Annotated in this window: 19 protein-coding genes; 13 read left to right on the forward strand and 6 right to left on the reverse strand. The window is 73.0% G+C overall.

Going from position 1 to position 24,916, the window contains the following annotated elements; translation table 11 throughout:
• Positions 1–12: 12 nt before the first annotated feature.
• Positions 13–2,097 (reverse strand): YhgE/Pip family protein, encoded by a 2,085-nt coding sequence (locus tag AB6L24_RS09105; protein ID WP_405654011.1) that lies wholly within the window; start codon positions 2,095–2,097, stop codon positions 13–15.
• On the reverse strand, positions 2,069–2,929 hold the full coding sequence (locus AB6L24_RS09110) for an ATP-binding cassette domain-containing protein (RefSeq protein ID WP_405654013.1): 861 nt from the start codon (positions 2,927–2,929) through the stop codon (positions 2,069–2,071). Before AB6L24_RS09110 ends, AB6L24_RS09105 begins: the two co-directional genes overlap by 29 nt.
• Before the next feature lie 186 nt (positions 2,930–3,115).
• Here AB6L24_RS09110 and AB6L24_RS09115 point away from each other — a divergent pair, with 186 nt between their 5' ends.
• The 3 genes from AB6L24_RS09115 to AB6L24_RS09125 all read left to right on the forward strand — a co-directional run bounded on the left by AB6L24_RS09115 (position 3,116) and on the right by AB6L24_RS09125 (position 5,543).
• Entirely contained in the window at positions 3,116–3,643 is a 528-nt protein-coding gene (locus AB6L24_RS09115) for an SAV_6107 family HEPN domain-containing protein (RefSeq protein WP_405654015.1), read from the forward strand.
• A 315-nt stretch (positions 3,644–3,958) separates the two neighbouring features.
• The gene (locus AB6L24_RS09120; protein ID WP_405654017.1) at positions 3,959–4,819 is read left to right on the forward strand and encodes a methyltransferase; all 861 of its coding nucleotides are present in this window, start codon (positions 3,959–3,961) and stop codon (positions 4,817–4,819) included.
• A gap of 301 nt (positions 4,820–5,120) precedes the next feature.
• Positions 5,121–5,543, forward strand: coding sequence for a DUF3040 domain-containing protein (locus AB6L24_RS09125; RefSeq protein ID WP_030363026.1), 423 nt, complete (start codon positions 5,121–5,123; stop codon positions 5,541–5,543).
• Between the two features lie 291 nt (positions 5,544–5,834).
• Here AB6L24_RS09125 and AB6L24_RS09130 read toward each other — a convergent pair whose 3' ends face one another.
• The 4 genes from AB6L24_RS09130 to AB6L24_RS09145 all read right to left on the reverse strand — a co-directional run bounded on the left by AB6L24_RS09130 (position 5,835) and on the right by AB6L24_RS09145 (position 11,541).
• Entirely contained in the window at positions 5,835–8,249 is a 2,415-nt protein-coding gene (locus AB6L24_RS09130; RefSeq protein ID WP_405654019.1) for a DUF3488 and DUF4129 domain-containing transglutaminase family protein, read from the reverse strand.
• Between the two features lie 94 nt (positions 8,250–8,343).
• The gene (locus AB6L24_RS09135) at positions 8,344–9,708 is read right to left on the reverse strand and encodes a DUF58 domain-containing protein (RefSeq protein ID WP_405654021.1); all 1,365 of its coding nucleotides are present in this window, start codon (positions 9,706–9,708) and stop codon (positions 8,344–8,346) included.
• Positions 9,708–10,724: a MoxR family ATPase gene (locus tag AB6L24_RS09140; protein ID WP_030363029.1), complete on the reverse strand. Its 1,017-nt coding sequence runs from the start codon at positions 10,722–10,724 to the stop codon at positions 9,708–9,710. The genes AB6L24_RS09135 and AB6L24_RS09140 overlap by 1 nt, the downstream gene beginning before the upstream one ends.
• A gap of 253 nt (positions 10,725–10,977) precedes the next feature.
• Entirely contained in the window at positions 10,978–11,541 is a 564-nt protein-coding gene (locus tag AB6L24_RS09145; RefSeq protein WP_405654024.1) for a beta-class carbonic anhydrase, read from the reverse strand.
• 464 nt (positions 11,542–12,005) lie between these two features.
• Here AB6L24_RS09145 and rsmH point away from each other — a divergent pair, with 464 nt between their 5' ends.
• The 10 genes from rsmH (at position 12,006) to AB6L24_RS09195 (ending at position 24,815) form a co-directional block, all read left to right on the forward strand.
• A complete protein-coding gene (rsmH, locus tag AB6L24_RS09150; protein ID WP_087883728.1) occupies positions 12,006–12,962 on the forward strand; it encodes a 16S rRNA (cytosine(1402)-N(4))-methyltransferase RsmH in 957 nt (318 codons plus the stop codon).
• Between the two features lie 146 nt (positions 12,963–13,108).
• On the forward strand, positions 13,109–13,747 hold the full coding sequence (locus AB6L24_RS09155; protein ID WP_405654026.1) for a septum formation initiator family protein: 639 nt from the start codon (positions 13,109–13,111) through the stop codon (positions 13,745–13,747).
• A 203-nt stretch (positions 13,748–13,950) separates the two neighbouring features.
• Positions 13,951–15,771 carry a peptidoglycan D,D-transpeptidase FtsI family protein gene (locus AB6L24_RS09160; RefSeq protein ID WP_405654028.1) on the forward strand — a complete coding sequence of 607 codons (1,821 nt, stop codon included), beginning with the start codon at positions 13,951–13,953 and terminating at the stop codon, positions 15,769–15,771.
• 26 nt (positions 15,772–15,797) lie between these two features.
• Positions 15,798–17,510 carry a UDP-N-acetylmuramoyl-L-alanyl-D-glutamate--2,6-diaminopimelate ligase gene (locus tag AB6L24_RS09165; RefSeq protein WP_405654030.1) on the forward strand — a complete coding sequence of 571 codons (1,713 nt, stop codon included), beginning with the start codon at positions 15,798–15,800 and terminating at the stop codon, positions 17,508–17,510.
• A 4-nt stretch (positions 17,511–17,514) separates the two neighbouring features.
• A complete protein-coding gene (murF, locus tag AB6L24_RS09170; RefSeq protein ID WP_405654032.1) occupies positions 17,515–18,945 on the forward strand; it encodes a UDP-N-acetylmuramoyl-tripeptide--D-alanyl-D-alanine ligase in 1,431 nt (476 codons plus the stop codon).
• On the forward strand, positions 18,942–20,012 hold the full coding sequence (gene mraY / locus AB6L24_RS09175) for a phospho-N-acetylmuramoyl-pentapeptide-transferase (RefSeq protein WP_016643657.1): 1,071 nt from the start codon (positions 18,942–18,944) through the stop codon (positions 20,010–20,012). The genes murF and mraY overlap by 4 nt, the downstream gene beginning before the upstream one ends.
• The gene (gene murD, locus AB6L24_RS09180; protein WP_405654035.1) at positions 20,009–21,421 is read left to right on the forward strand and encodes a UDP-N-acetylmuramoyl-L-alanine--D-glutamate ligase; all 1,413 of its coding nucleotides are present in this window, start codon (positions 20,009–20,011) and stop codon (positions 21,419–21,421) included. Before mraY ends, murD begins: the two co-directional genes overlap by 4 nt.
• Positions 21,422–21,562: 141 nt before the next feature.
• Positions 21,563–22,876 (forward strand): putative lipid II flippase FtsW, encoded by a 1,314-nt coding sequence (ftsW, locus tag AB6L24_RS09185; RefSeq protein WP_405654036.1) that lies wholly within the window; start codon positions 21,563–21,565, stop codon positions 22,874–22,876.
• Positions 22,877–22,882: 6 nt separating this feature from the next.
• On the forward strand, positions 22,883–23,977 hold the full coding sequence (gene murG, locus AB6L24_RS09190; RefSeq protein WP_030361675.1) for an undecaprenyldiphospho-muramoylpentapeptide beta-N-acetylglucosaminyltransferase: 1,095 nt from the start codon (positions 22,883–22,885) through the stop codon (positions 23,975–23,977).
• A 16-nt stretch (positions 23,978–23,993) separates the two neighbouring features.
• Positions 23,994–24,815: a cell division protein FtsQ/DivIB gene (locus AB6L24_RS09195; protein ID WP_405654038.1), complete on the forward strand. Its 822-nt coding sequence runs from the start codon at positions 23,994–23,996 to the stop codon at positions 24,813–24,815.
• The last annotated feature ends 101 nt before the right edge of the window (positions 24,816–24,916 follow it).

Consider the following 24,916-nt stretch of genomic DNA (forward strand, 5'->3'; position numbering starts at 1 on the left):
GTTCCGCGGCGTTCACAGGCTCAGCTCCGGATGCAGTCGGTCCAGCGTCCACACCTGCTTGCGGCGCGCGGAGACGGCGGTGAGCGCCAGCGCGCCCACGGTGAAGGCCACGAGCACCGCGCACGCCGTCCACACCGGCCCGAGGCCGCCGCCCGTGATGAGCCGCCGCAGCGCGTCGACGACGTGCGTCATCGGCAGGTACGGATGGATCGCGCTGAAGAACGTCGGGCTCGTCTGCACCGGGTACGTGCCGCCCGCGGACGTCAACTGGAGCATCAGGAAGGCGAGGACGAGGATGCGTCCGGCCGCTCCGAAGCGCGCGTTCAGCCACTGCACGATTGCCGCGAAGCAGCCCGTCACCAGGATCAGGAAGCCGATCGTCCCGGCCGCCCGCTCCATCTGCAGGCCGAGGCGCCAGTGCAGGACCGACATCAGCGCCGCCACTTGCAGCGTGCCGAGTGCGGCCACCGGGAGCCAGCCCGCGAGCGCGATGCGCCAGGCGGGGGCGCCCGCGGCGAGCGCGCGCCGGTTGAGCGGCTGGATCAGCATGTACGCCACCATCGCGCCGACCCACAGGGACAGCGGGATGAAGTACGGGGCGAAGCCCGTGCCGTAGTTGGGCGCCTTGTGCAGCGACTGCGAGGCGAGCTGCACGGGGTCGGCCATGACGTCCGTGCGCCGGTCGCGGTCCTGCTTGTCGTAGTCGGGGATCTTCTTGACGCCGTCGTGCAGTCCGCCCGCCAGCTCCTGGGAGCCGTCGGCCAGCTTGAACATGCCGCCGTCGAGGTCGGTCGCGCCCGTCTTCAGCTTGCCGACGCCCGTGTCCAGGTCCGCGGCGCCGGTCTTGGCCGTGCCGAGGCCCGTGTGCAGCTTCTTGGCGCCCTTGGCGACGTCTCCGGCGCCCGTGTTGAGCGCGTTGACGTCCCGGACGGTCTTCTCCAGGTTCTCGTCCAGGTGCGGGGCGCGATCGGCGAGGCCCTGGGCCTTCTTCTGGAGGGTGGCGAGGTTCGTGTCGAGGGTCTTCAGGTCGCCGTTCTGGTCCTTGACGAGCGTGTCGAGGTCCGCGGCGACGGTCGAGACGTCGGCCGCGACCTCCTTGGCCTTCTTCAGCTTCGGGCACCACTCGGGGGCGTCGGCGGCCTGCCGGCACTGCTCTTCGTAGAGGCCGTTCAGGGCGGTCGACGACTCCTTGGCCTTCGTTGCCGCCGTCGGGGCCGCGTCGACGAGGGTCTTCAGGTTGTGCCGCACCGCGCGGGAGGAGTCGGCGACGAGCTGGGCGCTGTCGCCGAGCACCTTGCCGTTGTCCTTCAGGTACGGCCGCACCTTGGCGGCGTCGCCGTTGACGCGGTCGGCCAGCTTCTGCGTGCCGTCCGCGACCTTGCGCGAGCCGTCCTCCAGGTCGCCCGCGCCGGTGTGCAGCTTCCGCACGCCCGAGGCGAGGTCCCCGCTGCCGTCCTTGGCGTTCTTCAGGCCGTCGACGAGGTCCTTGGAGCCCTTCTTGGCCTTGCCGATGCCGCCTTCGAGCTTGTCGGCGCCCTTGGCGGCCTCCCGCGTCTTGCCGTGGATGTCGGAGAACGAGATGAAGATCTTGTCCAGCATGTTCCGCGACGCCTTCGTGGAGGCGGCCGTGCGCACCTCGGAGAAGACCGTCCGCGAGATCTGCCCGACGATGTAGTTGTTGGCGTCGTTCGTACGGACCTTCAGGGCACCCGTCTCCGGAGCGTCACCGGAACTGGACCCCACCCGCTCGCTGAAGTCCGACGGCATCGTCAGGGACAGGTAGTACGTGCCGTCCTCGACGCCGTCGCGGGCCTCGGCGGCGCTCACCTCGTGCCAGTCGAAGGTCTTGCTGTCGAGCAGCCGCTCGGCGATGCCGTCGCCCGCCGTGAGCTTCTTGCCGTCGACGGTGGCGCCCTTGTCGTCGTTCACGAGGGCCACGGGGATCTTGTCCAGGCGGCCGTACGGGTCCCAGAAGGACCACAGATACAGCGCGCCGTACAGCAGGGGCAGCAGCAGGAGCGCCACGAGGGCCGCGCGGGGCAGCCTGCCCCTGCCGAAGCGCTTGAGCTCAAGCGCGGCGAGCTTCGGCGACCGCATCGTCCTTCTCCTTGTCGTCGTCGGTGTCGTGGTCGTCGCTGTGGTCGGCCGCATCGGCCGCATCGGCCGCATCGGCCGCAGCGGCCGCAGCGCGCGCGTCGCCCGTGTCGGCCGTTTCGCATACGTCGGCCTCCGAGCGCGGGGCGGTCGATACGACGACCGCGTCCTCGGGGGCCTCGCTGCACACGGCCACGACGGTCGTGCCGTTCGCGGCGATGGACCGCAGCAGGTCCCAGGCGGCCGCGCGTTCGGCGTCCGAGAGCTTCAGGTCGGTGTCGTCCACGCCGAGCAGCCGGGGCCGCGCGATCAGGGCGAGCGCCACGGAGAGCCGCAGCGCCTCGAGCCGCTCCAGGTCGCGCACGGCGGTGCGGGAGCCCTTGGGCAGCGCCTCGACGTCGAGTCCCGCCGCCCGCAGCGCGGTGTCGATCCGCAGCCGGGATTCGGTCGCCCGCTCCGTGCGGGGCCGCAGCAGGCCGCGCAGGGAGCCCTCGAACCGCCGCTCCAGGAAGGCCCGTTCGCGCAGGTGCTCGGCCACGGTCAGGGCCGGGTCGAGGTCGGTGACGCCGGGGACGGGGCCGAGCCCGCTGATCCGGCGCACGGCGGCCAGCTGCTTGGGCAGCCGGTGGCGGCCGACGGTCGCCGTGCCCTCGGTGGACCGCATCCGGCCGGTGAGGGCGAGCAGCAGACAGGTCCGGCCGGAGCCGGAAGGGCCCTCGACCGCGATGAGCGACCCGGGCCCGGCCGTGATCCCGACGCCGCGGAACGCCCAGCCCCGCGGTCCCTTGAGCCCGAAGTCCACCGCGCTGACGGCGGCGCCGTGCGGACCGTCCACGGTCCCCCCTCGTCCGATTGCCTGGGGCCCGGCGGGCCCGAGTTTTTGAACTGACTAGTCAGTTCAAAAGCTATCCCGAACCTTCGATCGAGGCAAAAGTGCAGGTCAGGGCGGATTGTCAGTGGCGTACTCCACGATGGGCACATACGGCCACTGCGCCGTCACACAGACGACAGGAGGTTCGTCATGGCCAGTTCTCACGCCGCAGCCGCACGCCGGCGCCGCGCCCTCGGCCCTGCCCCCTCACTGACCGGTCCCGCGAGCGACGTCCACCCGGTGCTCCGCCGTGCCTCGGCCCCACCGGCCGCCCTCGAACTGCTCGCCCAGGCCCGCGCCGGACTCGACGAGGCGGCCCACCTGGACACGTCGAACGAGCGCTACGCCACCGCCCACCTCGCCGCCCTGCGCACCGCGGCCGCGGTCCTCGCCGCCCGCGGCCGCCCCGAGCTGAACCCACGCCGCAGGCAGCGCATCCGGAGCGCCTGGGAAGTGCTCCCCGAGATAGCACCCGAACTGACCGAGTGGAGCGCCCTGTTCGCCTCCGGCGCCGCCCGCAGGGCCCGCGCCGAGGCCGGCATCGAGGGCGCCGCGACCATCCGCGACGCCGACGACCTGCTGCGCGACGTGGCCATGTTCCTGCGCCTGGTCGAGCGCATGCTCGTCCTCCAGCCCGTGCTGCCCCAGCCGAGAAAGGAGACGCCGGACGGCGACTGAGCGGAACGTGCCGGAGGCCGTAGCGCGGAGGGCGCGGCGCCGCGACCGAGGGGCGGGGCGACGCCGACGCCGACGGCCCGGTGAGGTCGACGCCGAGGCAGAAGCCGTAGCTGAAGCCAGGAGGGAGGGCACCACCGAAGCCGGGGGGCGAAGCCGGCGCCGGGCGCGTCCCGACCCACTCTGACCCGCGCGGACGCGCGTCGACCGACCGGTGGGACGGGTGACGGGGCACGGCCGCGAAGGCAATAGGGTGGAGGCGCCCGCACCCGAACAGCCCGCCGTCCCAGGCGGAGCCGCGCCGAGGAGTCAACTGCCGTGTCGGACCCGATGCGCCCGCCCGTCTCCCCCCGCCCCCCGCACACGGCGTCGACGCGCTCCGACCCCCCTCGTCCGGGCGCCTCGCTGCGCACCGCCGTGGTCTGGGACGTCCTCAAGGACGCCCTCGACCGCCGGATCAAGGCCACCGGCCAGGAGCCGGACGCCGCACCCGCCCTCGACGTGCTCGACACCGGCGGCGGCAGCGGCAACTTCGCCGTGCCCGTCGCCCGCCTCGGCCACCGCGTCACCGTCGTCGACCCCAGCCCGAACGCCCTGTTCGCGCTGGAGCGCCGCGCCGCCGAGGCCGGTGTCGCCGACCGTGTGCGCGGCGTGCAGGGCGACGTGCACGGCCTCTTCGACGTGGTCGAGCGCGGCGGGTACGACGCCGTGCTCTGCCACGGCGTCCTGGAGTACGTGGACGACCCGGCCGAAGGCGTGCGCAACGCGGTCAGCGCGCTGCGCCCCGGCGGCGTGCTCAGCCTGCTCGCCGCGGGCGTCGGCGGCGCCGTGCTCGCCCGCGCGCTCGCCGGACACTTCAGCGAGGCCCGCCGGGCCCTCGACGACCCGGCCGGGCGCTGGGGCGAGGGCGACCCGGTGCCGCGCCGCTTCACCGCCGACCAGCTCACCGAGCTGGTCGAGGGCGCGGGCCTGGGCGTCGGCGCCGTGCACGGCGTGCGCGTCTTCGCCGACCTGGTCCCCGGCGTCCTCGTGGACACCGAGCCCGGCGCCCTGGAGGCGCTGCTGAAGCTGGAGGCCGCCGCCGCCGAGCTGTCCGCCTTCCACTCCGTGGCCACCCAGCTGCACGTGCTGGGTGAGGCCCAGGGGGCGGCAGCGGACCCCGGGGCCGGCGAGGCCTGAGCGCCGACCGGCGCGTGGGGCCCCTGTGACAGCTGGGATCGGCTCGCTGATCAGCGACGCAGCCGCACATGGAGTACGCCACAGGCCCCCCGAACGGGCTACGGGCGCCGTATGATCGAGGGACACCGTCCGGCATGACGGACCGGCCGCTGGGGAATGCAGGCTTCAGCGGGCCGGAGCGACCTGGCGGTCCGGTTTGGCGAAGTTGGCGCAGAGGGGCGGGTTTCACGGGGGCGATTCCCTGCCTATCCTGAAGGGGACCCCCCGGTCGCCCCGGCGACTGCACGATGAGGAGGACTCCGTGCCGCTCTCGGAGCACGAGCAGCGCATGCTCGAGCAGATGGAGCGAGCGCTGTACGCCGAAGATCCCAAGTTCGCGACAGCGCTTGAGGGAAGCGGGCTGCGTACGTACACCCGGAAGCGGGTCTACCAAGCGGTCGCGGGCTTCCTGGTGGGCATTGCCCTTCTCATGGCCGGAATGGTCGCCCAGCTGATCTGGGTGAGCGTAGTGGGCTTCCTCGTCATGCTGGGGTGCGCGGTGCTCGCCGTCACTGGTTGGCGCAAAGCGCCCAAGCCTGGCGAGCAGGCACCCGGAGCAGCGGCGGCCGCGGGCCCCGGTGCGCCACCCGGCCGCCGACAGCAGTCCCGGCAGCGCCGCTCCATGATGGACCGCATCGAACAGCGCTGGCAGCGCCGCAGGGACGAGCAGCAGGGCGGCCAGTAGCCCGTCCGGCCGCGCCCCGTCGGCGTACACCCGCGCGGACGCACAGCGCCCCGTCGGAAGGCGCCCACGCGCCGACCTCCTCGACATACGTGTGGGGGGTGACCGAAACGCATCGGTCACCCCCCACACGTATGTCCGCGCCCGCCCGGCGGCAGGTCGCCGCCGTCAGGCACCCCATCCCGCCGCCGGCCCTCGTGAAGCGGCGCCCGGCCGTGGGACCGGGCGCCGCTTCACGTGCTCAGCTGTTCGCACAAGCCGGGGGCCGGACATTCCGCCCCCCGGCCGGGAGGCCTAGCCCCCCTGGCGCGCGGGCCTCCGCAGCGCCTCCCAGCGCCTGATCGCCCACTGCGACCAGCGGCCGCGCAGCGCCGTCCAGCGGTCCGACGCCGCCCACACCACCCGGGCGGCCGAACGCGGGGCGACCGTCGCCCGCAGCCGCGTCGTCCGGCTCACGGAGGCGCGCAGTCCGTCCCGCAGGTGGCGCACATCGTCCCCGAGACCCGGCGCGGGCCGCGGCCGGGGCGCGTACAGGACCTGCTCCACCGCCGCCGCCACCCGGTGCACCGACTCCGCGGGGCCGGTGCCCAGCCCGCCGACCCGGACGATCCGCGCGGCCGCCTTGCGCGGCGTCTGGGACTCGTCCGGAGCGATGCCGTGGTCCCAGGCCGTGTCGGTGACCTCTTCCCAGGCCGCCAGGGTCCGCGCGACCGCGTCCGCCTCCGTGCGCCCGCCGCTCCCGAGCCGCACCGCGCGCACCCGCGCCCGCCACAGCATGGGCAGCGAGGGCACCACCAGGACGATCAGCGCGAGCAGCGTCCCGCCGACGATCCAGCCGAGCGGCGGCCCCTCGTCGTCGGAACCGCCCGCGAGCTCCGGCATCGCGCTCGTGCAGCCGCCCTGCTGCTGCAGGTCGCGCGGGCAGTCCTGGGACTGCGAGGGCGTCGGCGACGGCGCCGTGGACGCCGACGGCTCGGGCACGGCCGAGGAGTCGGAGTCCTCGGACGGGGTGTCCGGACGGGTGTACTCGGGCACCGAACCGCGGTTGGGCGTCGGCTCGAACCGGGTCCAGCCCACCCCCTCGAAGTACAGCTCGGGCCACGCGTGGGCGTCCCGCAGACCGACCGACATGGTGCCGTTCGACTGCGCGGAGCCCGGCGTGAAGCCCACCGCGACGCGTGCCGGGATGCCGAGCGTGCGGGCCATCGACGCCATGGCGAAGGAGAAGTGGACGCAGAAGCCCTCCTTCTGGTCCAGGAAGCGGGCGATGGCGGACGGACCGCTGCCCGCGCGGACCTGCGTGTTGTACGTGAAGCCGCCCTCGGAGGAGAACCAGTCCTGCAGCTTCACCGCCCGTTCGTAGTCGTTCGCCGACCCCTCGGTGACGTCCCGCGCGGTGGACGCCACCACCGACGGCAGCGAGTCCGGCACCTTGGTGAACTCCCGGGCCAGGTCCGACCGCGGCGCGGGCGCCGACGCGAGCTGCTCGGCCGTCGGCTCCACCACCAGGCTGTTGACGCTGTACTGCGCGCCCCGGGTGGTCTGCCCGCGGTCCCCGACCAGGGCGCGGCCCACCGGCTCGTACCGCCAGCGGCCCTCGATGCGGACCTGGCTGGCCGGATAGGGCATCGGCAGCCAGTTCTGCGCGTAGCGGTCGTCGGCCGAGATGTTCGTCTGGATCTCCGTCCTGCGGACCTCTGGGGACAGGCCCGGCGGGTCGGGCAGGCGCGACGGCACGTCCGAGATGTCCCGGACGGTGGTCCGCCAGGTCGTGCCGTCGAACTTGTCGAGCGAGACGATCCGCAGATACAGGTCCTGGGTGTTCTTGGCGTTCGTGCGGTACGAGATGACCTCGCGGTCCTCCGGCTGGTTCAGGCTGTCCTGGAGCGCGACCAGCGGGTTCACGGCGGAGATCGTGCCGCCCCCGCCCCCGTCGCCGCCCCCGGGCCCGTCCGAGCCGTCGAGCAGGCCCCCGTCGAGCGCGGGCAGCGCGAGCGGCACGACCAGGGCGATGCCGAGGGCGACGGCGCCGATGCGGCGGCCCGTGCGGACCGGGGCGATGGCGCCGCCGTCGGAGTCGAGCCCGGCCGAGACCCGCCCGGGGGCCTGGCCCGAGCCGCCGAAGACCCGCCCCCACTGCGAGAGCCGGTCCCGGCCCTCGGCGAGGAGCAGCAGCAGATACCCGGCCGCCGCGAGCAGGAACCACAGCCACCCGGCGCCGTCCCCGGAGAGCCCGGCCGCGACCGAGTACAGGGCGAGCAGCGGCAGCCCGGCGGGCGCGGCCGTGCGGAACGTCACCGCGAGGGCGTCCACCACCAGGCCCACCACGAGCACACCGCCGACGACCATCAGGCGGATGCCGTCGGTGAGCGGCGCCGGAATGGCGTACCGCCCCACATCGTCGCCGCCCGTCTCCAGGAGCGTGCTGAAGTGCTGGAAGACCTCGGGGCTCGGGATCACCCCGGCGATGGCCTGCTCCCGCGCGAACACCAGCGTCAGGAGCAGCAGCGTCACCAGGGCCTGCACGGCGACCGTGACCGGCCGGGCCAGCGGGACCCGCCGGGCGAGCGCGCCGACGCCGCTCTGCAGCGCCAGCAGGATCGCCGCCTGGACGAGCCAGCCCGATGTGTCGACGAGCGGCAGCAGCGCGCCCGACGCCATCAGCGTGGCGGCGGTGGCACACAGCGCAAGCCGCGTACGCCCACTCATGAAGCACCCCCCGGGCTCACCGAGAACCCCTCGTAGTCGTACCGGCGGTGCCGGGCCCGCGCGCCCCCGGAGTCGCCCGCTGCCGCGCGCCCCCTCATGACCAGCCCCCGGCCGTCGTCCCCGCCGTCGGCGCGGGCCCGGCGCTGGCGCGCAGGCGGTCCGCCTGGCGCCACAGGTCGACCAGGGCCACCCCCGGAGGCACCGCGACCGCCGTCCAGCCCGCCTCGTTGAGCAGCCGCACCGAGTGCTGCGCCGCCGCCGAAGGGGCCGGTCCGGGCCCCTGGGTCCAGGCCGCGCCGTCCAGGACGAAGGCGACCGCGGCGCCGCTGCGCTGGCGCATCTTGGCGATCACCGCGGCCTGCTCGTCGTCCAGTTCGCCGAGGAAGGCCACCAGCAGTCCTTCGTTCCCGCCGCGCAGCACGTCGTACGCGCGCGAGAGGCCCGCGCCGTCCGAGTGGTCGATCACGGCGAGCGTGTCCATCATGAGCCCGGCCGCGTCCGCCGACTCCTGGCTCGCGCCCGCGAAGCCGTCCCCGCCCTCGCCGGGCAGCGAGTTGCCGGTGTCCGTCAGGAGCCGTACCGAGAAGCCCCGTTCGAGCATGTGCACCAGCGCGGACGCGGTGCCCGCCACCGCCCACTCGAAGGCCGAGTCCGGGCCCGCGCCCTGGTAGGCGACGTCCCGGGTGTCGAGGAGCACCGTGCAGCGCGAGCGCTGCGGCTGCTCCTCGCGGCGCACCATCAACTCGCCGTAGCGCGCGGTGGAGCGCCAGTGGACGCGGCGCAGGTCGTCGCCGTAGCGGTACCCGCGCGGGATGACGTCGTCCTCCCCGGCGAGCGCCAGCGAGCGGTGCCGCCCGTCGCCGTACCCCTTGGCCTCGCCCGTGAGCCGCACCGGCGGCAGCGGCTCCACGCGCGGGACGACCGTCAGGGTGTCGTACGTCGAGAAGGAGCGGGTCAGCTCGCACATGCCGAACGGGTCGGTCAGGCGCAGCTGGAGCGGTCCGAGCGGATAGCGGCCGCGCAGGTCCGAGCGCACCCGGTAGGACACCTCGCGGCGGCCCCCCGCCTCGACCCGGTCGAGCACGAAGCGCGGGCGCGGCCCGAGGACGTAGGGCACCCGGTCCTGGAGCATCAGCAGGCCCGTGGGCAGCCGCGAGACGTTGTCCATCCGCAGGTGCACGCGCGCCTCCGAACCGGCGGGCACGCGCGCGGGGGAGAGGCGGCGGCTGCCCGCGACGCGGTAGCGCGTGCGGTAGAGCACGGCCGCGCACACCAGCGGGAGCACCGCGAGGAGCAGGCCGACCCGCAGCAGGTCGCTCTGGCCGAGGACGTAGGCGCACACGGCGGCGGCGATGCCCGCCGCGAAGAAGGAGCGGCCGCGGGTGGTGAGGCCGGCGAGCGCCGTGCGCAGGCCGCCGCGGTCGTCCTCGGCGCGCGCGGCTGGCCCCCCGGCGGCCATCACAGCCTCCGCGAGCCGGGCGGCTGGCCGAAGAAGCCCTGGCCGGGCTGCTGGGTCGCCGGGACGGGGGTGCGCTGGAGGATCTCCAGGACCACCGACTCGGCCGTGCGCCGGTTCAGCTGGGCCTGGGCCGTGGGCAGCAGGCGGTGCGCGAGGACGGCGACGGCGAGGGCCTGCACGTCGTCCGGCAGGGCGAACTCGCGGCCGCTGAGGGCGGCGGAGGCCTTGGCCGCGCGCAGCAGGTGCAGCGTCGCGCGCGGGGACGCGCCGAGGCGCAGGTCCGGGTGGCTGCGGGTGGCCGCGACCAGGTCGACGGCGTATCTGCGCACGGAGTCGGCGACGTGGACCGTGCGGACCGCGTCGATGAGCTTCACGATGTCGTGCGCGTGCGCCACGGGCTGGAGGTCGTCGAGCGGGGAGACCCCGCCGTGCACGTCCAGCATCTGCAGCTCGGCCTCGGGGGCCGGATAGCCGATCGAGACGCGGGCCATGAAGCGGTCGCGCTGCGCCTCGGGCAGCGGGTAGGTGCCCTCCATCTCGACCGGGTTCTGCGTGGCCACCACCATGAAGGGGCTGGGCAGTTCGTACGTCTGCCCGTCGATGGTGACCTGGCGCTCCTCCATGGACTCCAGGAGCGCGGACTGCGTCTTCGGAGACGCGCGGTTGATCTCGTCGCCGATCACGATCTGCGCGAAGATCGCTCCCGGTTTGAACTCGAAGTCACGGCGCTGCTGGTCCCAGATGGACACGCCCGTGATGTCCGAAGGCAGCAGGTCCGGCGTGAACTGGATACGCCGCACCGAGCAGTCGATGGACCGCGCGAGCGCCTTGGCGAGCATGGTCTTGCCCACGCCCGGTACATCCTCGATGAGCAGGTGCCCCTCCGCCAGGAGCACGGTCAGCGAAAGCCGTACGACCTCCGGCTTGCCCTCGATCACGCCCTCGACCGACCTGCGGACACGCTCCGCGGTCGTGGTCAGATCTGTGAGGCTCGCTCGATCGTCATAGGTCGTCACCCGGCCCTCCTCGGCCCTTCCCCACGCTCGGCAAGGAGCACAGGTTTCTTCTTTTCCCGGGCCGACGCTCGCGTGCGGACCGGCCCACCCCGAAACACGGACGCCACGCGTGAAAGGTTCAGCGCGACGCCACACACGCATTCTTGTTGGGCTTACCGGTTCGTGTCACTCGCCTGTGGACAACTGGCGGCGATATGTCAGTGCTTGTCGCCTTTTGGGCACCGGAGATTGTCCGGTACCCAACAGGCAACGGTCACGCAGGGTCGATCTCGCGGAGGAGGCCCGTCTTCACGTCGAACACGAATCCGCGGACGTCGTCGGCGTGCAGGAGGAAGGGCGAGGTCCGCACGCGCTGCATGGACTGGCGCACGTCCTGGTCGACGTCGCGGAACGACTCCACCGCCCACGTCGGCCGCTGCCCGACTTCGTTCTCCAGGTCCTGGCGGAACTCCTCGGTGAGGGACTCGAGGCCGCAGCCGGTGTGGTGGATGAGGACCACGCTGCGGGTGCCGAGCGCCCGCTGGCTGATGGTCAGGGAGCGGATCACGTCATCGGTGACCACACCGCCCGCGTTGCGGATCGTGTGGCAGTCGCCCAGGTCGAGGCCGAGGGCGGAGTGCAGGTCGAGGCGGGCGTCCATGCAGGCGACCACGGCCACGCCGAGGACGGGGCGGGCGTCCATGCCCGGGTCGGTGAAATCGGCGGCGTAGCGCTCGTTGGCCTCGACGAGGCGGTCGGTGACCGTGCCGCCCTCGGATGCGCCGTTTGCGCTTATGGCGTCTTCGGAATTCGTGGGGAGTGATGCGGAAGTCGTCATGACTATGACGGTAGTGGTCACGCATGAACCGGGCCCGCTGTGAGAGGGGACAAAGAACGCCATTGGACGTTGTTGTGAGGTAACCCACAGGGCTCCGGAGGGCGCGTCCGAACCGGTTACACGGGGCGCGTCCGAACCGGTGACGGCGCCCGGACGGCGGCTTCCCGCGCGGCCGGGCCGCGCCGCGCAGGCCGGTTGATTGACCGCGAGACAGGGTGGACTAAAGTGACGCGAAGCGGGAGTGGAGTCCGCTTCCCGCTGGAACGGACCGGAGCTTCGCCACCGGACCGTTCCGGAGATTTCTTGAGTTCCCACGTGCGCGGCGCGTACGTACGGCTCGGCCTCCTCCCGCTCCCGGTCGGCCGACGCCACTTCCCCGGCGCCGGCGGGCCGGATTCCCCTTCATGAGCGGGCGGGGACCCGGCTGTGCGGGCGCCATCCGCGCCGGACCCTGAGAGGGTGCATTGAGTTCTGCCCGACATGTCCCGGTGATGCTCCAGCGGTGCCTGGACCTGTTGGCCCCGGCGCTCGCGGAGCCGGGAGCGGTGGTCGTCGACTGCACCCTCGGCCTCGGCGGCCACAGCGAGGCGCTGCTCGCCGCCTTCCCCTCGGCCCGCCTCATCGCCCTGGACCGCGACAAGGAAGCGCTGCGCCTGTCCGGCGAGCGGCTCGCCCCCTACGGCGACCGCGCCACCCTGGTGCACGCGGTCTACGACGAGCTGCCCGACGTGCTGAAGCGGCTCGGCGTCCCGCGCGTGCAGGGCGTCCTGTTCGACCTCGGGGTCTCCTCCATGCAGCTCGACGAGGCCGACCGCGGCTTCGCCTACGCCCAGGACGCCCCCCTCGACATGCGCATGGACCAGACGACCGGCGTCAGCGCCGCCGAGGTCCTCAACACCTACCCCGCCGGTGAACTCGTGCGGATCCTGCGGCAGTACGGCGAGGAGAAGCAGGCCAAGCGGATCGTCTCCGCCGTCGTGCGCGAGCGCGACAAGGAGCCGTTCAGCAACAGCGCCCGGCTCGTCGAGCTGATCCGCGACTCGCTGCCGCAGGCCGCCAAGCGCACCGGCGGCAACCCCGCCAAGCGCACCTTCCAGGCCCTGCGCATCGAGGTCAACGGCGAGCTGAGCGTCCTGGAGCGGGCCGTCCCCGACGCCGTGAAGGCGCTCGCCGTCGGCGGCCGCATCGCCGTCCTCTCGTACCACTCGCTGGAGGACCGCCTGGTCAAGCAGGTGTTCGCGGCGGGCGCCGCGACCACGGCGCCGCCCGGCCTGCCGATCGTGCCCGAGCAGTACCAGCCCCGGCTCAAGCTGCTCACCCGCGGCGCCGAGCTGCCCACCGAGGAAGAGATCGCCGAGAACCGCCGGGCCGCGCCGGCACGGCTGCGGGGTGCGCAGCGCATCCGCGAGGAAGCCCTGTGAACGGCCGCGCCGGGGACGCCCCGTGACCGGCCGCACCGCAGGATCCCCGAGCGGCCGCACCGCGGGACCCCCGAGCGGTCCCACCGCGGGACCCCCGAGCGGTCCCACCGAAGAGGCCCCGTGAGCCGCGTCCGCGAGGAGGCCGTATGAGCAAGAAGCCCGAGCTGCGGGGGAGGGCCGCGCGGCTCGCCCGGCTGCTGCCCGCGCGCCCGAGCCAGGCCGCGCGCACCCCCTTCGTGCTCCTGGTCGTGCTGCTCCTCGGCGGCGGCCTCATCACGCTCCTGATCCTCAACTCCTCCCTGAACGAGGGCTCGTTCCAGCTGTCCAAGCTGAAGAAGGAGACGCAGGAGCTGACCGACGAGGAGCAGGAGCTCCAGAAGGACGTCGACGAGTACGCCGCCCCGGACGCCCTCCAGCGCCGCGCCCGCGAGCTCGGCATGGTCCCCGGCGGCGACCCGGCCTTCCTGTACCCCGACGGCACCGTCCGGGGAAAACCCGGCGTCGCCCCCGGCTCCGCCCTGCGCGAGTCCGCGGCCCGCCGCCCCGTCCCGGTCCCCGGGCCCTCGCAGCTCCCGCCCGTCCCGTCCCCGGCCGCCCCCGCGCCCCCGCCCGCGGCGGCCACCTCTCCGAGCGCCCCCGGGGGCCCGGCACCGCAGCCCTCGGCCCCCGCCGCCGTGTCCCCGGGGGCCCTGGCGACCCCGGCGGCTCCGGCGACCCCGTTCAACGCACCGCCCCCACCCCCGGCCGCTCCCGCGAGGCCCGCCCCCACGACCCCCGGCAGGTGACGTAAGTGACGGACCGCCAACCGCCACCCCCACGCCGCCGGGTCCCCGGCCCGGCACGGCCCGCCCGCCCCGGCGGCCGGAGCGGGCCCGGGCCCGGAGCGCGCCCGCCCGCCTCGCGCCGCCCCCGCCCGTCCGGATCGAGGCCGCCCAGAGGGCCCCAGGCCAAGACCATCCGGCTCGGCAGCCCGCGGCCCCGGCTCCGCATGGTCAGCCTCGGCCTGACCCTGGTGATGCTGGCGTTCGTGGTGCGGCTGTTCCAGGTGCAGGCCGTGGACGCCGACACCTACGCGGCGAAGGCCGAGAAGAACCGGTACTCCACGCACAAGCTGGCCGCCGAGCGCGGGGCCATCACCGACCGCGGCGGCGTCGAACTCGCCACCAGCGTGGACGCGTACGACATCACCGCCGACCCCACCCTCTTCACGCCGAAGGAGACGAAGACCGGCGACGCGCCCGAGCAGGCCGCCGGGCTGCTCGCGCCGATCCTCGACGCGGACGCCGGTGAACTCGCCAAGAAGCTCCGGACGCCCAAGACCCGCTTCACGCTCCTGGCCCGCCGTGAGTCGCCGCAGGTCTGGAAGCAGATCAAGGACCTCCGCTCCGCCCTCGCCGACAAGGCGAACGCCGACCCCAAGGCGGTCAACGTCCTCGCGGGCGTCTTCGCCGTGCCCACCAGCAAGCGCGTGTACCCCAACGACGGCCTGGCCGCCGGGATACTGGGCTGGGTCAACGCCGACGGCAAGGGCGGCGGCGGGGTGGAGCAGCAGCTCGACAAGAAGCTCGCGGGCAAGCAGGGCGAGATCCGCTACGCCCAGTCCGGCGGCCGCCAGGTGCCCACCGCCGGCAGCACCGAGAAGCCCGCGGTGCCCGGCTCGGACGTCGAGCTGACCATAGACCGCGACATCCAGTGGGCCGCCCAGGACGCCATCACCGAGCAGGTGCAGAAGTCCAAGGCCGACCGCGGCTATGTACTGGTGCAGGACACCCGCACCGGCGAGGTCCTCGCCATGGCCAACGCGCCCGGCTTCGACCCCAACAACCTCGCCCAGGCCCGCGGCGCCAGCCTCGGCAACGCCGCCCTCCAGGACGCCTTCGAACCCGGCTCCACCGCCAAGGTCATGTCGATGGCCGCCGTCCTCGAGGAGAACGCCGCCACCCCCGGCACCCGGGTGACCGTGCCCAACCGCCTGCACCGCGGCGACCGGCTCTTCCAGGACGACATCGACCACCCGACCTGGTACCTCACGCTCAACGGCGTGCTCGCCAAGTCCAGCAACATCGGCACCATCCTCGCCACCGGCGAACTCGGCAAGACGCAGCGGGAGGCCAACCGGACCCTCTACTCGTACCTGCGGAAGTTCGGCATCGGCAAGGAGACCGGGCTCGGCTTCCCCGGCGAGACCTCCGGCATCCTCGCGCCGCCCGACAAGTGGTCGACCTCGCAGCAGTTCACGATCCCCTTCGGCCAGGGCGTGTCCATCAACGCCATGCAGGCCGCGTCCGTGTACTCGACCATCGCCAACGGCGGCGTCCGCGTCGAGCCGACGCTGGTGCGCGGCACCAAGGGGCCCGACGGCCGCTTCACGCCCGCGCCCGCGCCGAAGAAGACCCGCGTGGTCAGCGAGAAGACCGCGCGGACCGTGGCGCGGATGCTGGAGTCCGTCGTCGACGACGAGGAGGGCACCGGCACCAAGGCCCGCATCCCCGGCTACCGCGTCGCGGGCAAGACCGGCACGGCCAACCGGGTCGACCCGCAGACCGGCCGCTACCGCGGCTACACCTCCTCCTTCGCCGGCTTCGCGCCCGCCGACAAGCCGCGCGTCACCGTCTACTGCGTCATCCAGAACGCCACGAAGGGCAGCTACTTCGGCGGCCAGATCTGCGGCCCCATCTACAAGAAGGTCATGCAGTTCGCCCTCAAGACGCTCCAGGCCCCGCCCACCGGCAAGGCCCCCGCGCCGCTCCCGGTGACCTACGACCCCGGCGGGCCGAAGCCCCCCGGCCGACCCGCGAACGGCGGCTAGGACGCGCAGCCGGACAGGAACAGCCCGTGACGACCATCACCCCGGACCCGGGGAACCGGCCCGCGACACACCGCGCCGCCGCCCCCGGGCCCCCGCCGCCCCCGACCGACCGCACCGCGCGCGGCCCCCTGCCTTTTGGCCCCAACGGGGGTGCGCCCGGTACGCTCACCGCCGTGCCACACGCTGATCAGTCCCAAACCACCCAGAAGGACGCTCCCGTGACCTACCCGGGACCGCCGAGGCCGACCCAGGTCTCCGCCACCCCCCTCGCGGAGCTCGCCGATCAGCTGGGGGCCGCGGCCCCGGGCACGGACGCCGCCGTCACCGGGATCACCCACGACTCGCGCGCGGTGCGCCCCGGCGACATCTACGCGGCCCTGCCCGGCGCCCGCATGCACGGCGCCGACTTCGTGGCCCAGGCCGCCGACCTCGGCGCCGCCGCGATCCTCACCGACCCGACCGGCGCCGACCGCGCCGCCGCCACGGGACTCCCGGTGCTCGTCGTCGCCGACCCGCGCGGCGGCATGGGCGAGCTGGCCGCGACGGTGTACGGCCACCCGGGCCGCGACCTGCTGCAGATCGGCATCACCGGCACGTCGGGCAAGACCACCACGGCGTACCTCATCGAGGGCGGTCTGAAGGCCGTCCGCGCCACCGGGCTCATCGGCACCGTCGAGATGCGCATCGGCGAGGAGCGCATCAAGTCCGAGCGGACCACGCCCGAAGCCACCGACCTGCAGGCGCTGTTCGCGGTGATGCGCGAGCGCGGCGTCGAGGCGGTCGCCATGGAGGTCTCCAGCCACGCGCTGGTGCTCGGCCGGGTCGACGGCTGCGTCTTCGACGTCGCCGTCTTCAACAACCTCAGCCCGGAGCACATGGAGTTCCACTCCGACATGGAGGACTACTTCCGGGCCAAGGCGCAGCTGTTCACCGAACGGCGTGCCCGGCTCGGCGTGGTCAACCTCGACGACGAGTACGGCCGCCGCCTCCTCACCGAGTCCGAGGTCCCCGTCACCAGCTTCTCCGCCGAGGGCCACCCGGACGCCGACTGGCGCGCCGAGGACGTCGAAGTCGGGCCGCTGGACTCCACGTTCACCGCCGTCGGCCCCAAGGGCGAGCGGATCGCCGCCCGCTCGCCGCTCGCCGGGCCCTTCAACGTCGCCAACACCCTCGCCGCGATCGTGTCGCTCGCCGTCGCCGGGATCGACCCGCAGCAGGCCGCCGACGGCGTCGCGGCCGTGCCGGGCGTCCCCGGCCGCCTGGAGCGCGTCGACGCGGGCCAGCCCTACCTCGCCGTCGTGGACTACGCCCACAAGACGGACGCCGTCGAATCGGTCCTGCGCGCGCTGCGCAAGGTCACCGAGGGCAAGCTGCACATCGTGCTCGGCTGCGGCGGCGACCGCGACCAGACCAAGCGCAGGCCGATGGGCGCGGCCGCGGCCCGGCTCGCCGACTCCGCCGTACTGACGTCCGACAACCCCCGCGGCGAGGACCCTCTCGCCATCCTCGCGACGATGCTCGCGGGCGCCGCCGAGGTGCCCGCCCACGAGCGCGGTGACGTCGCCGTCTTCGAGGACCGCGCCGCCGCCATCCGCGCGGCCGTCGCCCGCGCCGAGCCCGGGGACACCGTCCTGGTCGCGGGCAAGGGACACGAACAGGGCCAGGACATCGCCGGGGTGGTCCGTCCCTTCGACGACCGCCTGGTGCTTCGCGAAGCTATCGAGCAAACCCAGGGATGAAGTTGTGATCGCCCTCTCCCTCGCCGAGATCGCCACCGTCGTCGGCGGGCAGACGTACGACATACCGGATCCGCAGGTCCAGGTGACCGCGCCGGTCGTCATGGACTCCCGTGAGGTGGAGCCCGGCGGCCTGTTCGCCGCCTTCGTGGGCGAGCGCGTCGACGGGCACGACTACGCCGCCCAGGTCGTGGGGGCGGGCGCGGTCGCCGTGCTCGCCTCGCGGCCGTGCGGGGTGCCCGCCATCGTCGTCGACGACGTGCAGACGGCGCTCGGCGCCCTCGCCCGGCACGTCGTCGCCCGGCTCGGCGCCACCCTCGTCGCCCTCACGGGATCCGCGGGCAAGACCAGCACCAAGGATCTGATCGCCCAGGTCATCGGCCGCAAGGCGCCCACCGTGTGGACGCCGGGATCGTTCAACAACGAGATCGGCCTGCCGCTGACCGCGCTGAGCGCCACCGACGAGACGAGGTTCCTCGTCCTGGAGATGGGCGCCCGCGGCATCGGCCACATCCGGTACCTCACCGGGCTGACGCCGCCCCGGATCGGCCTCGTCCTGAACGTCGGCACCGCCCACATCGGCGAGTTCGGCGGCCGCGAGCAGATCGCGCAAGCAAAGGGCGAGCTGGTCGAGGCACTGCCGGCCGACGGCGCCGCGATCCTCAACGCCGACGACCCCCTCGTACGCGCGATGGCCTCCCGTACGAAGGCCCGGGTGCTGCTCTTCGGAGAGGCCGCCGACGCCGACGTACGTGCCGAGAATGTCCGGCTCACCGAGAACGGACAGCCCGCCTTCACGCTCACCACACCCACCGGGTGCAGCGACGTGCGGCTGCGCCTGTACGGTGAGCACCACGTGTCGAACGCGCTCGCCGCGGCCGCCGTCGCCCATGAGCTGGGCATGTCCGTGGACGAGATCGCCCTCGCGCTCTCCGAGGCGGGCACGCTGTCCCGCTGGCGGATGGAGGTCACCGAGCGCCCGGACGGCGTGACGGTCGTCAACGACGCCTACAACGCGAACCCCGAGTCCATGCGAGCCGCCCTGCGCGCGCTCGCGGCCATGGGCAGAGCCGCGCAGGCCGAGGGCGGGCGCACGTGGGCGGTGCTCGGTCACATGGCCGAGCTCGGTGACGACGGGCTCGCCGAGCACGACGCGGTCGGACGCCTTGCCGTCCGGCTGAACGTGAACAAGCTCGTGGCAGTCGGGGGCAGGGAAGCGTCCTGGCTCCAACTGGGCGCATACAACGAGGGTTCGTGGGGTGAGGAGTCGGTGCACGTGTCCGACGCACAGGCGGCGATCGACCTGCTGCGCAGCGAGCTGCGCCCGGGAGACGTCGTGCTGGTGAAGGCGTCCAGATCGGTCGGTCTCGAGCGGGTCGCGCTGACGCTGCTCGACGACGCCGCCGCGTCTTCGGAGGGGCGGGTCGCCGGCCGATGAGGCAGATCCTCTTCGCGGGTGTGATCGGGCTCTTCCTGACCCTGGTCGGTACGCCCCTGCTGATCAAGCTCCTGGCCCGCAAGGGCTATGGCCAGTTCATCCGGGACGACGGCCCGCGCGAGCACCACAGCAAGCGCGGTACGCCGACGATGGGTGGCATCGCCTTCATCCTGGCCACGCTCATCGCGTACTTCCTCACGAAGTTCATCACCGGCGGCGAGTTCACGCTCTCCGGCCTGCTGGTGCTCTTCCTGATGGCGGGCATGGGCCTGGTCGGCTTCCTCGACGACTACATCAAGATCGTCAAGCAGCGCTCGCTCGGTCTGCGCGCCAAGGCCAAGATGGCGGGTCAGCTGATCGTCGGCATCGGCTTCGCCGTGCTCGCGCTGAACTGGCCCGACAACCGCAACCAGACCCCGGCCTCCACCAAGCTGTCGTTCGTCACGGACTTCGGCTGGTCGATCGGCCCGGTCCTGTTCGTGGTCTGGGCGCTGTTCATGATCCTCGCGATGTCGAACGGCGTGAACCTCACCGACGGCCTCGACGGCCTCGCCACCGGCGCCTCCGTGATGGTCTTCGGTGCCTACACCTTCATCGGCGTCTGGCAGTACCAGGAGTCCTGCGCCAACGCCAACACCCTCACCAACCCCGAGGCGTGTTTCGAGGTCAGAGACCCACTCGACCTGGCGGTCGTGGCCTCCGCGCTGATGGGCGCCTGCTTCGGCTTCCTGTGGTGGAACACCTCGCCCGCGAAGATCTTCATGGGCGACACCGGCTCGCTTGCCCTCGGCGGCGCGCTCGCCGGACTCGCGATCTGCTCCCGCACGGAGCTGCTCCTCGCGCTCCTCGGCGGCCTCTTCGTCCTGATCACCATGTCCGTGGTCATCCAGGTCGGCTCCTTCCGCCTCACCGGCAAACGCGTCTTCCGGATGGCGCCACTCCAGCACCACTTCGAGCTAAAGGGGTGGTCGGAAGTCCTTGTCGTGGTCCGCTTCTGGATCATCCAGGGCATGTGCGTGATCGTCGGTCTCGGACTCTTCTACGCAGGGTGGGCGGCCACCAAGTGACCAGCTGGCAGGGCAGGAACGTCACCGTCGCCGGGCTCGGCGTGAGCGGCCTCAGCGCCGCCCGCGCGCTCGCGGGCCTCGGCGCGGTGGTGACGGTCGTGGACGGCGGCGACGGCGACGCCCAGCGGACACGCGCCGCGGAGCTCGCCGGAACCGGCATCTCCGTACGCCTCGGGGACGCCGAGACGCTCCCCGACGGCACCGACCTCGTCGTCACCTCGCCCGGCTGGAAGCCCTCGTCGCCGCTGTTCACGGCCGCCGCCGAGGCGGGCGTCGACGTCGTCGGCGACGTCGAGATCGCCTGGCGCCTGCGCGGCCCCGACGCCGCGCCCTGGCTCGCGATCACCGGCACCAACGGCAAGACCACGACCACGCAGATGCTCGCGTCGATCCTGGCCGCGGCCGGGCTGCGCACGGCGGCCGTCGGCAACATCGGCACGCCCATCGTGGACGTGGTCCTCGAAGGCGACGATGCCTACGACGTCCTCGCCGTCGAGCTGTCCTCCTACCAGCTGCACTGGGCGCCCTCCCTGCGCGCCCACTCGGCGGCCGTCCTGAACCTGGCCCCCGACCACCTCGACTGGCACGGCACCATGGAGGCGTACGCCGCCGACAAGGGCCGCATCTACGAGGGCAACCAGGTCGCCTGCGTCTACAACGTCGCCGACAAGGCGACCGAGGACCTGGTCCGCGAGGCCGACGTCGAGGAGGGCTGCCGCGCCATCGGTTTCACGCTGGCCGCGCCCGCCCCCTCGCAACTGGGCGTCGTGGACGGCATCCTGGTCGACCGTGCCTTCGTGCCGGACCGCCAGAAGCAGGCCCAGGAGCTCGCCGAGGTCTCCGACGTCCGCCCGCCCGCCCCGCACAACATCGCCAACGCCCTCGCTGCCGCGGGACTCGCGCGCGCGTTCGGCGTGGAGGCGGCCGCGGTGCGCGAGGGGCTGCGCGCCTTCCGGCCGGACGAGCACCGGATCGAGCACGTCGCCGACGTCGAGAACGTCGCCTACATCGACGACTCCAAGGCCACCAACACCCACGCCGCGCAGGCGTCGTTGGCGGCGTACGAGTCGATCGTGTGGATCGCCGGTGGCCTCGCCAAGGGCGCCACCTTCGACGAGCTGGTCGCGGGCGCCGCGGGGCGGCTGCGGGGGGTCGTCCTCATCGGCGCCGACCGCGCGCTGATCGCCGAAGCGCTCGCGCGACACGCGCCGGAAGTACCCGTCGTGGACCTCGACCGGACGGACACTGGGGCGATGTCCGAGGCCGTACGGCAGGCCGCGCGGCTCGCGCGGCCGGGGGACACCGTCCTGATGGCGCCCGCCTGTGCGTCGATGGACATGTTCACCAACTACAACAAGCGTGGTGACGCGTTCGCGGCAGCGGTCCGCGAGCTCGGCGCGAGCGCCTGACGGCGGGCCCAGCGTGGTCCGGGGGCGCCCGGCACCCGAAGGAGGGCACGTGGCAGCCGTGGGAACGCCGTCGTGGCGGGGGTTTCGTGGTCGGCCGCGCGCCGGCGGGGGCAGCGCCCGCGCGGGCGCGGGGTGCCGCTGATGGCCGGGCGCGCCTCCGTGCGCACCCCGCGCACCCCGAAGCGACCGGTGCGGCCGCGGACCACGCCGGTGGCCCGCGAGAGCGCGCTGAGGCGGCTCTACGACCGGGCCCGCAAGGCCTGGGACCGGCCGCTGACCGCGTACTACCTGATCCTCGGCAGCAGCCTGCTGATCACGGCGCTCGGCCTGGTGATGGTCTACTCCGCGTCGATGATCCAGGCGCTGCAGCTGAACCTGCCCGCCTCCTACTTCTTCCGCAAGCAGTTCGTCGCCGCGGTCCTCGGCTCCGCCCTGCTGCTCATCGCCATGCGGATGCCGGTCAAGCTGCACCGGGCGCTGTCCTACCCGATGCTGGCCGCCTCCGTCTTCCTGATGATCCTGGTCCAGATCCCCGGGATAGGGCGCAGCGTCAACGGCAATCAGAACTGGATCTATTTGGGGGGCCCTTTCCAGCTCCAGCCCAGTGAGTTCGGCAAGCTCGCGCTGGTGCTCTGGGGCGCGGACCTGCTGGCCCGCAAACAGGACAAGCGGCTGCTCACCCAGTGGAAGCACATGCTGGTGCCGCTGGTCCCGGTCACCTTCATGCTGCTCGGCCTGATCATGCTGGGCGGCGACATGGGCACGGCCATCATCCTCACCGCGATCCTGTTCGGCCTGCTGTGGCTGGCGGGTGCCCCGACCCGGCTGTTCGCCGGGGTCCTGAGCATCGCGGCCGTCCTCGGTGTGATCCTCATCAAGACCAGCCCGAACCGGATGGCCCGGCTCGCCTGCATCGGCGCGACCGACCCCGGACCCGGCGACCAGTGCTGGCAGGCCGTACACGGCATCTACGCCCTGGCCTCCGGCGGATTCTTCGGTTCCGGCCTCGGCGCGAGTGTGGAAAAATGGGGTCAACTGCCCGAACCGCACACCGACTTCATCTTCGCCATCACCGGGGAGGAACTCGGTCTGGCGGGGACGCTGTCGGTGCTCGCCCTGTTCGCGGCTCTAGGCTATGCGGGTATCCGCGTGGCCGGACGCACGGAGGACCCCTTCGTGAGGTACGCAGCGGGAGGCGTGACCACCTGGATCACGGCCCAGGCCGTGATCAACGTCGGTGCGGTGCTCGGTCTGCTGCCGATCGCCGGTGTCCCGCTTCCGCTGTTCTCCTACGGAGGCTCAGCCCTGCTGCCGACCATGTTCGCCGTGGGACTCCTGATCGCCTTCGCGCGTGAGGACCCCGCTGCGAAGGCGGCCCTGGCCATGCGGCAGCCTCGGGTGAGATGGAACACGATGCGACGGCGCGTCAAGGCGCGTTCGTCCGGAGAGCGGTGAATTTCGGTGCATGTCGTACTCGCCGGTGGGGGGACCGCCGGCCACATCGAGCCCGCGCTCGCCCTCGCGGACGCCCTGCGCAGGCAGGACCCGACCGTGGGGATCACGGCCCTGGGCACGGAGCGCGGCCTCGAGACCCGACTCGTACCCGAGCGGGGCTATGAACTCGCCCTCATCCCCGCCGTGCCGCTGCCGCGCAAGCCCACCCCCGAGCTGATCACCGTGCCCGGGCGGCTGCGCGGCACCATCAAGGCGGCCGAGCAGATCCTGGAGCGCACCAAGGCCGACTGCGTGGTGGGCTTCGGCGGCTATGTGGCGCTGCCCGGCTATCTGGCGGCCAAGCGCGCGGGTGTGCCGATCGTGGTGCACGAGGCCAACGCGCGCCCCGGCCTCGCCAACAAGATCGGCTCGCGGTACGCCTCCGGGGTCGCGGTCTCCACGCCCGACAGCAAGCTGCGCGGCTCGCGCTACATCGGCATCCCGCTGCGCCGCACCATCGCGCTGCTCGACCGGGCCCGGGTCCGCCCGGAGGCCCGCGCGGCCTTCAACCTCGACCCGAACCTGCCGACGCTGCTCGTCTCCGGCGGCTCCCAGGGCGCCCGGCGCCTGAACGAGGTCGTCCAGCAGGTCGCCCCGGTCCTCCAGCGCGCGGGCATCCAGATCCTGCACGCGGTCGGCCCGAAGAACGAAATGCCGTACGTGGAGAACATGCCCGGGATGCCCCCCTACATCCCGGTACCGTACGTGGACCGGATGGACCTCGCGTACGCCGCGGCCGACATGATGCTCTGCCGCGCGGGCGCGATGACCGTCGCCGAGCTGTCCGCCGTCGGGCTGCCGGCCGCCTACGTCCCGCTGCCCATCGGCAACGGCGAACAGCGGCTGAACGCCCAGCCGGTGGTCAAGGCGGGCGGCGGCCTGCTGGTCGACGACGCGGAGCTCACCCCCGAGTGGGTCCAGGGCAACGTCCTGCCCGTGCTCGCCGACCCGCACCGGCTGTACGAGATGTCCCGTGCCGCATCGGAGTTCGGCCGCAGGGACGCCGACGACCTCCTCGTCAACATGGTGTACGAGGCGATTGCGTCACGCCGCAACGCGTGAGAGAAGGCAGGGGACTGTGGCCGGACGGGCCGGACCGACGACCGCCGAACGGCGGGGGGCCGGGTCTGCCCCGTCCCGCCCGTCCCGCCCCCGCCGCCCGCGCCTTCCGCGGGCGCTGCGGGCACCGCGGGTGCGCCTCCTGATCGTCCTGGTGCTGGGCCTCGCCGTGCTCGCCGGGGGCGGCGCCTGGGTGTTCTACGGCTCGCCGTGGCTGCGGGTGGAGCGGGTGACGACGTCCGGGACGATGGTCCTCAAGCCGCACGAGGTGCGCGAGATCGCGGGCGTACCGGTCGGGGAACCGCTGATTTCGGTCGATTCCGGAGCCATCGAAGAGCGGCTTCGGAGAAAATTGCCCCGAATTGACTCGGTTGATGTCGTCCGCTCCTGGCCCCATGGAATCGCACTGAAAGTGACGGAGCGCACGCCGGTCCTGCTCATCGAAAAGGGCGGAAAGTTCATCGAAGTGGACGCGAAGGGTGTTCGTTTCGCCACGGTCGAGAAGGCGCCGAAGGACACCCCCCGCCTCGAAATGGCCACGGACCCCGCCGGCAGCGCCGCCGCGAGCCTGCGCCGCTTCGACGCGGCCCGGCTGCGCCGCGAGGCCGTCCGCGTGGTCGCCGCCCTGCCCGGCGCGGTCGCCGCGGACACCCGGACCGTCAAGGTCCGTTCGTACGACTCCATCTCGCTGCGCCTTCGCGACGACCGCACGGTGATGTGGGGGAGCGGGGAGAAGGGCCGGGCAAAGGCCGAGGCGCTCGCCGGGCTCATGAAAGCAGTTCCGAAGGCACGGCACTTCGATGTGAGCGTCCCCACCGCCCCTGCGTCATCGGCGAGTTGACGTACATCAGCGCAGGCCAGCACCCTGGATGGGCAGGCTTAAGCCTGATCACATAGGGTGAAAAGAAAAACGGGAGGTTCGGCGTGTTCGTTGAACGTGCG

The sequence above is a fragment of the Streptomyces sp. RK9 genome, from assembly GCF_045070545.1.
Taxonomy (GTDB): domain Bacteria; phylum Actinomycetota; class Actinomycetes; order Streptomycetales; family Streptomycetaceae; genus Streptomyces; species Streptomyces alboflavus.